The 14245-nt window shown below is 69.6% G+C and carries 17 protein-coding genes; 7 read left to right on the top strand and 10 right to left on the bottom strand.

Features of this window, described 5'->3' with window-relative positions:
• Nucleotides 1-86: 86 nt before the first annotated feature.
• Nucleotides 87-539, bottom strand: coding sequence for a GNAT family N-acetyltransferase (locus JAO81_RS18605; RefSeq protein ID WP_199548995.1), 453 nt, complete (start codon nucleotides 537-539; stop codon nucleotides 87-89).
• A 35-nt stretch (nucleotides 540-574) separates the two neighbouring features.
• Nucleotides 575-1033 (bottom strand): MarR family winged helix-turn-helix transcriptional regulator, encoded by a 459-nt coding sequence (locus tag JAO81_RS18610; RefSeq protein WP_199548996.1) that lies wholly within the window; start codon nucleotides 1031-1033, stop codon nucleotides 575-577.
• A 173-nt stretch (nucleotides 1034-1206) separates the two neighbouring features.
• Between JAO81_RS18610 and JAO81_RS18615 the strand changes: the two genes are divergently transcribed.
• Nucleotides 1207-2427, top strand: a complete 1221-nt coding sequence (locus JAO81_RS18615; protein ID WP_199548997.1) for an MFS transporter — start codon at nucleotides 1207-1209, stop codon at nucleotides 2425-2427.
• 125 nt (nucleotides 2428-2552) lie between these two features.
• On the opposite strand, the gene JAO81_RS18620 is transcribed toward JAO81_RS18615, so the two are convergent.
• Both JAO81_RS18620 and JAO81_RS18625 read right to left on the bottom strand, forming a co-directional pair.
• The gene (locus JAO81_RS18620) at nucleotides 2553-3422 is read right to left on the bottom strand and encodes a GNAT family N-acetyltransferase (RefSeq protein WP_199548998.1); all 870 of its coding nucleotides are present in this window, start codon (nucleotides 3420-3422) and stop codon (nucleotides 2553-2555) included.
• A gap of 5 nt (nucleotides 3423-3427) precedes the next feature.
• Nucleotides 3428-3997 (bottom strand): DUF2269 domain-containing protein, encoded by a 570-nt coding sequence (locus tag JAO81_RS18625; RefSeq protein WP_199548999.1) that lies wholly within the window; start codon nucleotides 3995-3997, stop codon nucleotides 3428-3430.
• 75 nt (nucleotides 3998-4072) lie between these two features.
• Between JAO81_RS18625 and JAO81_RS18630 the strand changes: the two genes are divergently transcribed.
• Entirely contained in the window at nucleotides 4073-4705 is a 633-nt protein-coding gene (locus JAO81_RS18630; RefSeq protein ID WP_199549000.1) for an HAD family phosphatase, read from the top strand.
• Between the two features lie 403 nt (nucleotides 4706-5108).
• Nucleotides 5109-6407 (top strand): globin domain-containing protein, encoded by a 1299-nt coding sequence (locus JAO81_RS18635; protein WP_199549001.1) that lies wholly within the window; start codon nucleotides 5109-5111, stop codon nucleotides 6405-6407.
• Between the two features lie 20 nt (nucleotides 6408-6427).
• Here JAO81_RS18635 and JAO81_RS18640 read toward each other — a convergent pair whose 3' ends face one another.
• The 5 genes from JAO81_RS18640 to JAO81_RS18660 form a co-directional block, all read right to left on the bottom strand.
• Nucleotides 6428-6910, bottom strand: coding sequence for an NUDIX domain-containing protein (locus tag JAO81_RS18640; RefSeq protein WP_199549002.1), 483 nt, complete (start codon nucleotides 6908-6910; stop codon nucleotides 6428-6430).
• A 90-nt stretch (nucleotides 6911-7000) separates the two neighbouring features.
• Entirely contained in the window at nucleotides 7001-7906 is a 906-nt protein-coding gene (locus JAO81_RS18645; RefSeq protein ID WP_199549003.1) for a LysR family transcriptional regulator, read from the bottom strand.
• 234 nt (nucleotides 7907-8140) lie between these two features.
• Nucleotides 8141-9295 (bottom strand): cystathionine gamma-lyase, encoded by a 1155-nt coding sequence (locus tag JAO81_RS18650; RefSeq protein ID WP_199549004.1) that lies wholly within the window; start codon nucleotides 9293-9295, stop codon nucleotides 8141-8143.
• A gap of 104 nt (nucleotides 9296-9399) precedes the next feature.
• A complete protein-coding gene (locus JAO81_RS18655) occupies nucleotides 9400-9924 on the bottom strand; it encodes a low molecular weight protein-tyrosine-phosphatase (protein ID WP_233415570.1) in 525 nt (174 codons plus the stop codon).
• Between the two features lie 3 nt (nucleotides 9925-9927).
• Nucleotides 9928-10305 (bottom strand): phage holin family protein, encoded by a 378-nt coding sequence (locus tag JAO81_RS18660; protein WP_199549005.1) that lies wholly within the window; start codon nucleotides 10303-10305, stop codon nucleotides 9928-9930.
• Between the two features lie 82 nt (nucleotides 10306-10387).
• On the opposite strand from JAO81_RS18660, the gene JAO81_RS18665 reads away from it, so the two are divergent.
• The 4 genes from JAO81_RS18665 (at nucleotide 10388) to JAO81_RS18680 (ending at nucleotide 12757) form a co-directional block, all read left to right on the top strand.
• Nucleotides 10388-10705 (top strand): cupin domain-containing protein, encoded by a 318-nt coding sequence (locus tag JAO81_RS18665; protein WP_199549006.1) that lies wholly within the window; start codon nucleotides 10388-10390, stop codon nucleotides 10703-10705.
• Nucleotides 10706-10864: 159 nt separating this feature from the next.
• On the top strand, nucleotides 10865-11080 hold the full coding sequence (locus JAO81_RS18670) for a DUF5326 family protein (protein WP_165333456.1): 216 nt from the start codon (nucleotides 10865-10867) through the stop codon (nucleotides 11078-11080).
• A gap of 282 nt (nucleotides 11081-11362) precedes the next feature.
• Nucleotides 11363-12076, top strand: coding sequence for an IclR family transcriptional regulator (locus JAO81_RS18675; protein WP_199549067.1), 714 nt, complete (start codon nucleotides 11363-11365; stop codon nucleotides 12074-12076).
• Nucleotides 12077-12325: 249 nt separating this feature from the next.
• Nucleotides 12326-12757: an SsgA family sporulation/cell division regulator gene (locus JAO81_RS18680; protein ID WP_199549007.1), complete on the top strand. Its 432-nt coding sequence runs from the start codon at nucleotides 12326-12328 to the stop codon at nucleotides 12755-12757.
• A 19-nt stretch (nucleotides 12758-12776) separates the two neighbouring features.
• On the opposite strand, the gene JAO81_RS18685 is transcribed toward JAO81_RS18680, so the two are convergent.
• Nucleotides 12777-14174 carry a YibE/F family protein gene (locus tag JAO81_RS18685; RefSeq protein ID WP_199549008.1) on the bottom strand — a complete coding sequence of 466 codons (1398 nt, stop codon included), beginning with the start codon at nucleotides 14172-14174 and terminating at the stop codon, nucleotides 12777-12779.
• Between the last annotated feature and the right edge of the window lie 71 nt (nucleotides 14175-14245).

Genomic DNA, 14245 nt, shown 5'->3' on the forward strand with positions numbered 1-14245 from the left:
GGGCGGGGGGTGTGGGGGGGGGTGGGGTGTCGGGGTGCGTGAGGTGTTGGGGGTCGTGTTTCACGTAAAACACAACCCCGAACCGGTCACAGCGGCAGCTTGAATCCCACGTGGGAGGGCTCGAAGCCGAGCCGCTCGTAGAAACGGTGGGCGTCGGTGCGGGTCGCGTCCGAGGTGAGCTGGACCAACTGGCAGCCCTGGCGCCGGGATTCGTCCACCGCCCACTCGATGAGCCGGGTGCCGAGTCCGCTGCCGCGCTCGTCCGCGTGGATCCGTACGCCCTCGATGATCGAGCGGGTGGCACCGCGGCGGGAGAGGCCCGGGATCACCGTGAGCTGCAGCGTGCCGACGACCTTGTCCGCGCGGGCGGCGACCATCAGATGCTGGTTCGGGTCGCCGGCCAGGCGGTCCAAGGCCGTGCGGTACGGGGTGAGGTCGTCGGGGGACTCCCGCTGGGCGCCCAGCGGATCGTCGGCCAGCATGGCGACGATGGCCGGGATGTCCTCCGGGGACGCGGGACGGATCTCGAGATCGCTCATGGGCCTGACCTTATGCAGCGGCCCCGAGCGGCTTACTAAGCGGGCACCTTCAGCTCTTCGACGGCCCGGACAAGGGGGGCAAGGTCCGGATCGCGGGCCGCCTCGTCGAGGGCCTCGCGCAGGGCGCCGTCGTTGGTGGGGCGGGCCGCGGCCAGGAGGGCCTGGCCCTCTTCCGTGACGTCGGTGTAGATACCGCGGCGGTCGGTGTCGCAGATGTAGCGCGTCAGCAGTCCCCGGTCCTCGAGGCGGGCCACCAGGCGGGTGGTCGCGCTCTGGCTGAGCACCACCGCGTCGGCGACCTGCTTCATCTGCAGATGGCCGCCGGGGCCGCTGTGCTGCCTGCTCAGTACGTCGAGCAGGGAGTACTCGCGGACGCTGAGGTCGTGGGCGCTCTGCAGTGCCTTCTCGATACGGGTCTCGATCTGGCCGTGGAGCAGCGAGAGCGCGCACCAGCTCTGCGCGAGGGCGGTCATCGCGGGGTCGGTCGCGGTCATGGCTCTCTCCCTTCGGGCACTGCTGTGCACCAGGATCGCCTGGATCACCAGGATAGAACACGGACGCAATAGCCCGCGCTTGCGATTAGCCCGCGTCTGCAACTATTGTGGACGCTTGTAAGGCGCTGGAGCAACAGTACGGCGCGCATCCTCCTGTGAAGGTGAACCCCCTCATGCCTCTCGCACTCCTGGCCCTGGCGATCGGGGCCTTCGGGATCGGCACCACCGAATTCGTGATCATGGGCTTGCTGCCCGAGGTCGCGGCGGACTTCGATGTCTCCATTCCGCTCGCCGGCTATCTCGTCACGGGCTATGCGCTCGGTGTGGTCCTCGGCGCCCCGCTGATGACGGCGCTCGGCACGAAGATCTCGCGCAAGCGGATGCTGATGCTTCTGATGGGCCTGTTCATCGTGGGCAATGTGCTCTCCGCCCTGGCCCCTGCCTTCGGCGTCATGCTGGCCGGCCGGGTCGTGGCCTCCCTGGCGCACGGTGCGTTCTTCGGCATCGGCTCCGTGGTCGCGGCCGAGCTGGTCGCGCCGGAGAAGAAGGCCGGTGCGATCGCGATGATGTTCACCGGTCTGACCGTGGCCAATGTCGTGGGCGTCCCGCTCGGCACCCTCGTCGGACAGAGTCTCGGCTGGCGCGTGACCTTCGGGATCGTCGCGGTGCTCGGTGTCGTCGGGCTGCTCGGTGTGGCCAGGCTGGTGCCGGATCTGCCCAAGCCCGAGGGCGTACGGCTGCGGCATGAGGTCGCCGCGTTCCGCAATGTACAGGTGCTGCTCGCCATGGCGATGACCGTGCTCGGCTTCGGCGGTGTCTTCGCGGCGATCACCTACATCACGCCGATGATGACCGACGTCGCCGGCTACGCCGACTCCTCCGTGACCTGGCTGCTCGTCCTGTTCGGGCTCGGCATGGTGGGCGGCAACCTCGTCGGCGGCAAGTTCGCCGACCGGGCGCTGATGCCGATGCTGTACGTCTCGCTCGGCGCCCTTGCCGTTGTGCTCGCGCTCTTCACGCTCACCGCGCACAACAAGATCGCGGCGGCGGTGACCATCGCGCTGGTCGGTGCGCTCGGGTTCGCCACGGTTCCGCCGCTGCAGAAGCGGGTGCTCGATCAGGCCGCCGGGGCACCGACGCTGGCCTCCGCCGTCAACATCGGCGCCTTCAACCTCGGCAACGCGCTGGCCGCGTGGCTCGGCGGCGTGGTCATCTCGGCCGGGCTCGGCTACACCGCGCCCAACTGGGTGGGTGCGCTGCTTGCCGCCTCCGCGCTGGTCCTTGCCTTCGTCTCGGCCGGGCTCGAGCGGCGGTCCGGGTCGGTGGGGCGGGTGGTCGCGAGCGGCGCGCCGGCCGCATCGGCTGTGGTGGCTGACCGGTCCGCCCGGCGCTGACCGGTCCGCCCGGCGCTGACCGGCCCGCGCGGCGCCGACCGGCCGCCCGACGTTGACCGTTCTGCCCGGCGCTGACCGGTCCGGCCGACGCTGACGATCCGGCCGGCCTCAAGGCGGCTGAGCGCTCAGCCCGCCGCCACCGTCAGCGGTGCGAAGCGGCGGGGCCAGTCGCCGGGGAGTTCCGGGATGCCGTACGCCATCACCGCGTTGAAGGCCACCGGCTCCACACCCTGGGACTTGATCCAGGTCAGGAGCTCCTCGTGGCGGACGTCGATATCCGTGCGCAGCGGGCGGTCGGTGCGCGCCGCCAGCGAGGCCACCAGGGACTTCGCCGTCTCCGTGTCACGGGCGATCAGCGGGCCGATGACGTGGGTCTGCATATTGGGCCAGGCGGCCGCGTAGCCCAGGAGTTCACCGGAGGAGGACTCCGCCACCCGCAGCTGGTCGGCGAAGGCCGGCAGGCGCGTGAGCACATGGGTGCGGTCCGGGCCGAAGACCTCGGCGTCCAGGCGGAGCAGCGCCGGGAGGTCCTCCGCCGTGGCCGCGCGCGTGGGTACGGCCGGCGCCGGGCCGAAGGCGCGGAAGTGGCCGCGCACCATCTCGGCACGGCCGATTGTCTTGAAACCGAGCTCCTCATACAGCGGTTGACCGTTCGGCGTCGCGTGCAGCGTGATCGGAGAGCCCTCCAGGAGCGCGAGCACCTCCTTCATCAGCCGCCGTCCCACACCCTGACGGGCGTGCCGCTGGGCCACCAACACCATGCCGATCGCGGCCAGTTCGGGCTGATCCGATGTGCCGTACGACGTGACCGTGCAGGCGGCCACCAGGCCACCCGCAGGGTCGTCGATGCCGTAGCCCTGTCCGGCGGAGAGAAGCAGGCCCCACTTGTGTTCTTCGCGCGGCCATCCACGGTCCTCGGAGAGGTCCGCACAGAGAGGCATATCGCGCGGGGTGAGGCGGCGTACGGGCAGGTCAGCAAGGGAAGGTGTCGACACGGGGGTCAGGCTGGCTGACGGACGGCCTTCGCGTCCAGTGCTTTCCGGGAGCCGGGGCCGTGCTTTCGGCCACGCTCCGCCGAGCCGGCGCGCTGCTTGCGGCCGCGCTTCGTCAGACCCCAGGGCTTGAGCACCGAGATCACGGTCATGAAGAGATACGCGGAGAGGGAGACGATCGGGCCCATGACCAGGTCCGTGGGGTCGGGAAGCGCTCCGCCCGCGGCGACAACCTCGGCGTTGTGGGTCACTCCGGGGCGCAGCGCGAAGGTGGAGGCCGCGGTCGTGGCGAGGGTCATCCAGAACTTGGTGTAGACCCAGCGGTGCCGCGCAAGACCCCAAGGGGTGCCGAGCGAGAGCAGGAGTCCGCTGAGCAGCGTGAGCAGCGCCAGCGGAAGTACCAGCCAGTCCGCGAAGATCTTCATCGAGCGGACCGCGGCCTCGGTGGTGGCCGCGGAATCGGTGGTGATCGCCGCGGTGGCCAGGGCCAGCAGCCCGAGCGTGAGCCCGAGCCAGCCGGCAGCGGCGGCGACATGGACGACGAGGGTGGCCCGGCGTGCGGGGCGGCTTAGTTTCACGTGAAACACAGTGCCGCCGAGGACGGCCCCGGGTCGTCTGACAGCGGGAGTAACCGCACGTACTAGCGTCGGCGTATGTCACGCCTTCACCTCTTCGACCTGGACGGGACCCTGCTCCACGGCAGCGCGGCCCCCGTGGAGATCTCCCGGCAGCTCGGCCTGGGTGCCGAGATCACCGAGATCGAACGGACCTTCGTCGCCGGGCGGCTCAGCCCGGTGGAGTACGCGGTACGTGTGCGCGAACTCTGGGCGCAGCTGACCGTCGCCGATGTGACGGCCGCCTTCGAGGGTGCGCCCTGGCTGACGGGTATCGAGGAGGCCTGGGCCACGATCAGGGCGCGCGGGGAGTACGTGGCGGTGGTGTCGCTGTCGCCCTCGTTCTTCGTGGAGCGCCTGCTCGGCTGGGGAGCACATGCGGCCCACGGATCGGTCTTTCCGAATGTGCCGTTCGCCTCACCTATCGATCCCGCCGGCATTCTCGATGCTGGAGGAAAGGTGAAGATCGCGGACGCGCTCTGTGAATCATTCGGACTGGCCAGAACCGACTGCGTCGCGTACGGCGACTCACGCTCGGATGCCGAACTGTTCGCCGCGGTGCCTGTCTCGGTGGCCGTGAATGCGGATCATCACGTGGCTCAACTGGCCACTCACGCCTATACGGGCCGTGATCTGCGCGAGGCTTGCGAAATCGTGAAGCCGGTTCCGTAAGGGAAATTACCGGTGAGTAGTAGCTGAATTTCGCGAACAGGGGAAGGGGCTTGTGCGGGGGAGCGCGGCCGGTATGGTCGACTCCGGTTCGTGCTGGGGCCCTTGTGGTTCCCGGCACGCAGGTCACTGCAGCCTAACGTCATGGAGGGATCGGTTACCCGGACTTCCCGCTATTTGTCCGATGTCCACGCAATGCATGCCACGCTGCCGTGGCGGGACTGCGGCCTCTCTCACATTCTCCGGTGCGCCGGTAATGACGGTATGTCCGGAGGTGAATGCGGCGGCCGCATTGCTGCAGAGCGACGTGTGACACAGCACATGTGATGCAGAGCGGGGAATATCGCGCAACTTCCGACAGGGAAGTGCACAGACCGACCGAAAGATGTTCGAGGCGAGGCACAACATGGACGCTCCGACCACCACGTCGGCCGATAACGGCATTTCAGGTGAGGACGGCGGCTGGTTCACCCCGCACAAGCCGGTCAGCCCGTCGAACCCTGAGCCGGCCGCCACCACCCCCACCGCCCCCACCCCCACCGCCACCGCCACCGCTCCCCGGCCGCCGGCCCCCCGGCCCGCTCCCTCGCCGGACGCCCAGCTCATCCAGCGCACCATGGCCGAGATCGGCCCCATCGCCGACAAGGTCACCTCGTACTTCTACGCGCTGCTCTTCGTGCGCCACCCCCACCTGCGCAGCATGTTCCCCGCCTCGATGGACACCCAGCGCGACCGGCTGCTCAAGGCGCTGCTCACCGCCGCCGAGCACATCGACAACAAGCAGGTCCTGGTCACGTATCTCCAGCACCTCGGCCGCGGCCACCGCAAGTACGGCACGCATGCCGAGCACTACCCGGCCGTGGGCGAGGCGCTGCTCGGCGCCCTGAGCCACTACGCGACCGACAGCTGGAACGCGGAGACCGAGGCCGCCTGGGTCCGCGCGTACACCACCATCTCGCAGGTGATGATCGACGCCGCGGCCGAGGACGAGCGGAAGTCGCCGCCCTGGTGGTACGCCGAGGTGGTCGCGCACGATCAACGCACCCCCGACATAGCGGTGGTGACGGTCCGGCCCGACCAGCCGTACCCCTTCCTCGCCGGGCAGTACACCAGCCTCGAGACCCCCTGGTGGCCGCGAATATGGCGGCACTACTCCTTCGCCTCCGCGCCGCGGACCGACGGACTGCTCTCCTTCCATGTGAAGGCCGTCCCGGCCGGCTGGGTCTCCAACGCCCTGGTGCACCGCGCCCGGCCCGGCGACACCCTGCGTCTGGGACCGCCCGCCGGCACCATGACGGTCGACCACACCACCGAGAACGGGATGCTCTGCCTCGGCGGCGGCACCGGCATAGCGCCCATCAAGGCGCTGATCGAGGATGTCGCCGAGCACGGCGAGCGCCGGCCCGTCGAGGTCTTCTACGGCGCCCGCAGTGATCACGACCTCTACGACATCGACACCATGCTCCGGCTGCAACAGTCCCACCCGTGGCTGGCCGTGCGCCCCGTCGTGGACCGCCTGGACCGCCACCATGTCCAACTGCCGGACGCCGTACGCGACTACGGGCCGTGGAACGAGTACGACGCCTATCTGTCCGGACCGCCCGGCATGATCCGCAACGGCATCGACGCGCTGCTCGGCGCGGGGATACCGTCCGAGCGCATACGGCATGACGAGTTCGAGGAACTGGTCGCCGCAGCGCACTGATCGCGTGACGTGCGCAGTGCTCAGCCCAAGTCGGGCGCGTGCATCGCGCGTACGCCCTCGATATTGCCGTCGAGATAGTGCCGCAGCGACAGCGGTACGAGATGGACCGAGGCGATCCCGACGCGGGTGAAGGGGATTTTGACGATCTCGTACTCGCCGATGCCCTCCTCCATCTCCGGGCCGTGCCGCAGCGAGGGGTCCATGGACTCGAGGTGGCAGACGAAGAAGTGCTGCACCTTCACGCCGGTGGCCCCGCCGTCGGCACCGATGTGTTCGACAGTGTCCACGAAGCAGGGCACGACATCAGTGATCTTGGCGCCCAGCTCCTCGTACACCTCCCGGTGCAGGGCGTCGACCACGGTCGCGTCCCCGGCCTCGACTCCCCCGCCGGGTGTGACCCAGTAGGGATCGATGCCGGGCTTGGTGCGCTTGATCAGGATCAGGTCGTCGCCGTCGAGCAGGACGGCTCGTGCGGTGCGCTTGACCACGGGTCGGACGGTCATGGAGGAAATGTGGCCCGTCATGTTCCACGTGAAACACGGCGGGGGTCCTGAAGCGTTCCGAGTCGGAGCTCGACGCCGGTCCGCCGGCGCTCAGCACCAGTCGGTTGCCGCCCCCAGAAGCCACTCGTGCGCCCGCGCGATATGCGGCATGGCGAGGGTGCCGGTGCGGACGACCAGGAAGTACGTGCGCAGCGGAGGCACCGGCGGTTCGAGGAGCGCGACCACGTCGCCGCGTTCCAGGGCGCCTTGGCACAGATAGCGAGGCAGCACCGCGAACCCGGCGCCCGCGGCGGCGCAGGCGAGCACGGCCCGCAGATCGGGGACGACCACGGTGCCCGCGGCGGCGGGCCGGGTGTCGAAAACGGCCGCCCAGTAGCGGGCGACCAGCGGCAGTGATTCATGCACCTCCACGACCGGCAGGCCCTCCAGGGCGAGCGCGCCATGGCGGCGTATCGCGCCGACACCGAGCTTCTGCTGCCAGGAAGGCGCCGCGACCAGGACATGCTCCTCGTCGCAGAGTGCGGTGGCGGTCAGCAGCCCGCCGCGTGGCCGGGCCGCGGAGATGGCGAGATCGTGATGACCGGCGGCCAGGCCCTCCAAGGTCTCCTCGGCCGTGCCGAACGAAGCCCGCAGAGTGAAGCCCTGACCGTCCTCGCCGGTCAGGGCGGTGAGCGCGGGCAGGGCACGCTCGGCGGTGAACTCGGGCGGTCCGGCCAGATGGAGCGTGCGTACGGAGGACTCCTCGGCGATCCCGCTCTCGGCTATCTCGACCAGCGCGTCCAGATGGGGCGCGGCCTTGTGCGCGAGCTCGTCGCCGATCGTGGTGGGGGTCACGCCCCGTGCCTGCCGTAAGAACAGGGGGCGGCCCAACTGCCGCTCCAGGGTGCGGATCTGTGAGGTGACCGCCGGCTGTGAGAGCCCGAGGAGCGCGGCGGCGCGGGTGAAGGAGCCGGCCCGGTGCACCGTGACGAACGTCCGCAGCAGGGCCAGATCCATGCGTCCCCTCCCCCTCATGGCCGGGCACCGCTCGCGCGCGGTGCCCGGACCCGCCCAACTATAAATAAGTCGATAGGTCGCTGTCGCTACCGTGATTGGACACTGACACAGAGTCAACTAGCCTTATTCGAGCGGTTCTTCGCGCGCAGAACCGGGACGGTCCGAGCCACGAGGGGGGAGGCTCGGGCCGTCCGTTGTACGTAGCCGGGGTACTGCGTGGCAGCGGGCGGCGTACTAGGCGGACGACACTTCCAGCGCGCGCAGCACATCTCTCACCAGGTCTTGCGGGTCCTCCGCGCCCACCGAGAAGCGGATGAAGCCCTCCGCAACGGCGTCCCCGCCCCACCGTCCACGGCGCTCGGCGGTGGACCGTACGCCCCCGAAACTGGTGGCCTCGTCGACCAGCCGCAGCGCCGCGAGAAAGCGCTCGGCCCGCGCCCGCGAGCCGAGCGTGAAGGACACGACGCTGCCGAAGCGCCGCATCTGCCGGACCGCGATCGCATACGAGGGGTCGTCGGGCAGCCCCGGATAGCGCAGCCCCGACACCTCGGCCCGGGCGCTCAACGCCTCGGCCAGAGCGAGAGCGTTCGCGCACTGCCGCGCGTGCCGCAGCTCGAGCGTGGCCAGGGAGCGGTGGGCGAGCCAGGCCTCCATCGGCCCGGGAATCGCCCCGACGATCTTCCGCCACCGCCGTACCGGCTCGAGCAGTGCCGCATCGCGTGAGGTCACATAGCCGAGCAGCAGATCGCCGTGCCCGGTGAGGCCCTTGGTCGCGGCGGCCACGGCGAAGTCCGCGCCGAGGTCGAGCGGGCGCTGGCCGAGCGGAGTGGCCAGGGTGTTGTCGACGGCGACCAGCACACCGTGCGCGTGCGCGGCCTCGGCGAGGGCGCGGATGTCGCAGACGTCGAGCCCGGGATTCGACGGGGTCTCCAGCCACAGCAGCCGGGCGCCGTCGAGCAGGTCACGCTGGGCGCCGCCGCCGGTCGGGGCGGTGCGGACCTCGATGCCGTACGCGGTGAGCTGCTCCCGTACGAGAGGAAGTGCCTGATAGCCGTCCGACGGCAGCACCACGGCGTCACCGGTGCGCAGCTGCGAGAACAGGACGGCACTGACCGCGGCCATCCCGGAGCCGAAGACGAGCGCCTGCGCCCGGGGATCCGCGGGGGATTCGAGCTCGGCTGTCGCCCGCTCGAGCAGGCTCCAGGTGGGGTTCTCGTCGCGGCCGTAGGTGTACGGGCCGGTCGGGTCGCCGGCCAGGTGGTAGTGCGAGGTGAACACCGGCCCGGGAAACGGCGGTTGAAACTGAACGGGCTCGGGGAGGCCGGCGCGCAGCGCCCGTGTGCTCTCCCCGAGCCCGTCCTTCGGCTCACCTATGTCTCCAGGATCCATGTCCCCTGTGCCCTCAGGATCCATGCCCCCTGTGCCCTCAGGATCTACGTCCCTCATGCCCTCAGGATTCATCTCACCTATGCCCTGCGGTTCCACACCCCCGCTCACGCGGCCCCCTTCTCACCGAGCGCGCCCCGCACAGCCGAGAGCAGTCCCGGGCAGGCCGCCTCGATGAGCTCCAGGCAGGCGTCGAAGCCGTCGCGCCCGCCGTAGTACGGATCGGGGACGTCCAAGTCGCCCTCCGCGCCCGGGTCGTACGCGCGCAGCAGCCGTACCTTGGCGGCGTCCGCGGGGGTCGGGGCGAGGCGGCGCAGATCGCGCAGATGGCCCTCGTCCAGGGCGATCACCAGGTCGAGGCGCGCGAACCAGCCGGCCCGGAACTGCCGGGCGGCGTGCTCACTGCCGTATCCGTTCTCCTCGAGGACCGCGACCGTACGCGGATCCGCGCCGTCCCCTTCGTGCCAGCCGCCCGTGCCCGCGCTGTCCACCTCGACCAGAGAGTCGAGGCCGGCCTCCGTCACGTATGCGCGGAAGACCTGCTCGGCCATCGGGGAGCGGCAGATGTTGCCGGTGCAGACGAAGCAGACGCGGAAGGCGCCCTCCGGGTACGCCGCCATATGCGCCGCCATCCTTCAGTCCTTGTCCGGCAGGACCATGTGCATCGCCCAGGACACGATGCTGATGATCAGGCCGCCGACGATGGCCGTCCAGAAGCCCTCGACATGGAAGCTGAGGTTCAGTTTGTCGGCGAGCCACGAGGTGAGCTGCAGCATCAGCGCGTTGACCACGAGGGTGATCAGGCCGAGCGTCAGGATGAACAGCGGGAGCGTCAGCAGCTTGACGATCGGTTTGACGAGGAAGTTGACCAGGCCGAAGACCAGCGCGACCAGGATCAGCGTGAGCACCTTGCGGGGCGTGCTGTTGCCGGGGAGCGTGATGTCGTCGATCAGCCAGATGGCCACGGCGAGGGCGGCCGAGTTGGCGATCGTCTTGACTACGAAATTCTTCATGTGTCTGATCGTGGCAGACGTGATCGCGGCCGGGCACCGGCGTGCGGCACCAGGCGTACGGCGGGCAGGGGAGCAGACGGGTATGAAGGCGTTCCGACTGGATGAGCTCGATGCGGAACGGGCCGCCAATGACGGGGCCTACCTGCAGTTTCTGCGGGAGCGGAACATGTCCGTCGGGCTGTACGCCCTGGACGCCGGGCAGTCCGATCCGCAGCAGCCGCATCAGCAGGACGAGGTGTACCTCGTGGTGAGCGGCCGGGCCTCGCTCACCGTGGGCATGGAGACGACGACCGTGGCGCGCGGGAGCGTGGTCTATGTGCCGGCCGGTGTGCCGCACAAGTTCCATCACATCAGCGAGGATCTCCGGGTTCTCGTGGTCTTCTCGCCGCCCGAAGGCTGAGGCCGGACCAGGTCCGCCCCTAGGGGGTGCTTCAGGGAAGGACAAGGGCTGCGAGGGCCCCGCAGGGCACCCCCGTCCGCCTAGCATCGAGGCAGGAGCTCACAGGGAGGTCCCAGGAATCCGGGCCGGAGATCGGCCGGGGCAGAAAGGCAGGACGCCATGAAGGAGATACTCGCGGGGATGCCGTGGTGGGTGAAGTGGATCGCGATCCCGGTGATCGCCCTCGTGGTGTTCGGCAGCGTGCTGTGGACGCTCGTCAGCTTCGTCGTCGGCCTCCTCTTCAAGGTCCTGGTCTTCGCCGCCCTGGTCGGTGGACTCATCTATCTCGTACGGAAGTTCAAGGACTCGAGCGCGTCTTCGCGTAGCGAGTGGTGACGTTCCCACAGGGGTGAACCGGGTGCCGGTTCGCTCGCCCGGGGGAAGTTTCCGGCCAGGGCCTGCACATCAGGTCCGGTGCCGTTAAAGTCCGGAAACCGACGCGGGGCGACAGGCCCAGGCCCCGCGCGATCGGACCGCCCACCCCCGCACCCCACAGGCGGGGGAACCCTCGCGCCTGGGGAGTGCACCGTGGCCTCGGCAGAATCCGTCACCGCCTCGACCCCCGCCGCCTCGACCGCCTCGCCCGCGCCGACCCTGATCGGGTCCGTACAGCGGGCGATGCGGCTGCTCGAGGCGGTCGCGGCGCATGCCGGCGGCGCCCCGGCGAAGCAGCTGGCCCGCGAGGCCGGACTGCCCCTGCCCACCGCGTACCACCTCCTGCGCACCCTGGCTCACGAGGGCTATCTCCGCCGCGACAAGGGCGTCTTCGTCTTCGGTGACGCGGCCGAGCGCCTTGCCAGCAGCGGGGCCAAGGAGAAACGTCGCGCCATGATCGGTGAGGTCATGGAGCACTGGCGCGATGTGATCGGTGTGCCCACCTATTTCGCCGTCTACCGGGACGGCGAGGTCGAGGTCGAGGCCGTCGCCGACAGTCCGGGCACCCGAGCCGTCGAGGAGTGGGCCGCCTTCCGGCAGACCGCGCACGCCCATGCGATCGGCCAGTGCCTGCTCTCGCAGCTGGACGACGAGGCCCGGCGCGACCATCTCGCGCGCCATCCCGTCCAGCCGGTCACCCCGTACTCCGTCCGCGACGAGCGCACGCTGCTGCGCCGGCTCGCCGCGCTGCCCCGGATGCAGCCGGTGATCGAGCGGCAGGAGTACGCGCTCGGCCAGGTCTGCGCCGCCATTCCGATCACGGCCGGTACGACCGCCGCCACCATCGCGATCTCGCTTCCCGCGCACCAGGCGGGCCGGCTGCTGCCCGCGGCACGGCAGTTGCAGGCGGAGGTGGGGCGCAAGCTGGGGTCGCTGGCGTTCTCGATCAGCCTGTGAAGCCGCGGGACCGGTCCACGATGCCCGCACGCTTTACGGAATCAGCGCCCGTGTCACCCTCCGAAGTGCCCTGGCGAGTGCTTGTGCGGGTGCGGCGCGTGGCGTATCAGTATCTGAAAACTCACTCCTTGTGATCCGATGAGTACGTTCAGCAAACTGCCAGGAGCATCAGGAAGATGATTCCTGGACGTGAAACCTGGTACACGGTTCCGGGCCCAACTCAAGACGCGGCAGACGACGGGGTAGGCGATGCGCGAGTCCGTACACGCAGAGGTCATGATGAGCTTTCTCGTCTCCGAGGAGCTCTCCTTTCGCATCCCGGTGGAGCTCCGGTACGAGACGCGTGACCCCTATGCCGTGCGCCTGACTTTCCATCTGCCCGGAGACGCCCCGGTGACCTGGGCGTTCAGCCGTGAGCTGCTGGTCGACGGAGTCAACGGGCCCTGCGGCGAGGGCGATGTACACATCGCACCGCATGGCAGCGACCCACTGAGCGACGCGCTGATCCGGCTCCAAGTGGGGACCGATCAGGCCCTGTTCAAGGTCTCCATCGCGCCGCTGATCGCCTTCCTCGACCGTACGGACCGGCTCGTCCCGCTGGGCCAGGAGCGCGCGCTCGCCGACTTCGACACGCATCTCGACGAGGCGCTGGGGCGGATCCTGGCGGACACCACGGGCTGAGACCCCATGTCGTACGGGGCTACTTCTTGCGCCGCCGACCGCTGCCCCCACCCAGCTTGACCGCCTTCATCCGGCCCGTGGAGGTCAGGGACCCCGGATCGGTCGCCGCCGTGCCCGGGCCCTTGTCCTTCGCCACCACCAGCGCCGCCAGCGCCGTCGTCACGGGTACGGACGCCACCAGGCCGATCGAGCCGACGAGGGTCCGTACGATCTCCTCCGCCACCAGCTCGCTGTTGGCCACCGTCCCCACGCTGGACTGGGCGATCGAGAAGAGCAGCAGCAGGGGCAGCGCGGCGCCCGCGTACGCCAGGACCAGGGTGTTGACCACCGACGCGATGTGATCGCGGCCGATCCGGATGCCCGCGCGGTACAACTGCCGTGCGCTCATGGACGGATCGGCCTGGTGCAGCTCCCAGACGGCGGAGGTCTGCGTGACCGTCACGTCGTCGAGCACACCGAGCGAACCGATGATGACGCCCGCGAGCAGCAGACCGCTCATGTCGATCTCGGGGTAGAGACCGTGGATCAGACCGGTGTTGTCGTCGGTGTTGCCGGTCAGCGAGGCCCAGCCGATGAACAGCGAGCCGAGCAGCCCGATCAGGAGCAGTGAGATCAGCGTGCCGATCACCGCCACCGACGTACGGGCGGTGAGTCCGTGGCACATGTACAACGCGAGCAGCATGATCGCGCTGGCCCCGACCACCGCCACCACCAGCGGGTTCGAGCCCTGCAGAATCGCCGGCAGGATGAAGAGGGTCAGGACCGCGAAGCTCACGGCGAGCGCGACGAGCGCCATCACCCCGCGCATCCGGCCCACCAGGACCACCACGAGCGCGAAGATCGCGGCGAGCAGCCACATCGGGGTGCCGCGGTTCACATCCGTCACCGAGTACTGGAGTTCCTCGGGTGCGTCGGGGGCGTAGGCGACCACCACCTCCTGCCCCTCCTCCAACTGCCGTGGCGCGTCCGGCTGGACGATCTCGGTGAACTTGCGGCCCTTGTCGGGACCGGCGGTCACCTCGACCGTCGCCTTCTTGCACTCCCCGGTCGCCTGCTGCTGTGCCGAGTTGCCCTCGGCCGTGGAGGTGTCGCCGGTCGGCGGGACCTGGGAGGCGTTGACGTCCTTGCAGTCGACCTGCTGCACATCGGTGACCTTCGCCGCGTACGTCTGCCGGTCGAAGCCGACACCGGTGCGCTCGTGCTCGGGCGTACCGCCGGGCCACAGGATCGCGAGCCCGACGAGGACCGCCGTGGCGAACGGGATCAGGACGGCCGCGATCACCTTGCGCAGATGCTTGGAGACCGGGGCGGCCGGCCCGTGGCTGTGCGAGTGGCCGTGCCCGCCGGGAGCCGGGCCGTGCCCGTGATCTGTGGGGGGAAGCGGCGGCTGCTGAGGTGGCTGAGGCGTGGTGGTCACCGACCGATCATCGCAAGAACGACAGGGGCCCTCTGTTCAGCGTGGCCGACATGACGCTAGCGTGGGGGCAC

The sequence above is a fragment of the Streptomyces sp. N35 genome (genome assembly GCF_016464295.1).
In the GTDB taxonomy this organism is placed as follows: Bacteria; Actinomycetota; Actinomycetes; order Streptomycetales; family Streptomycetaceae; genus Streptomyces.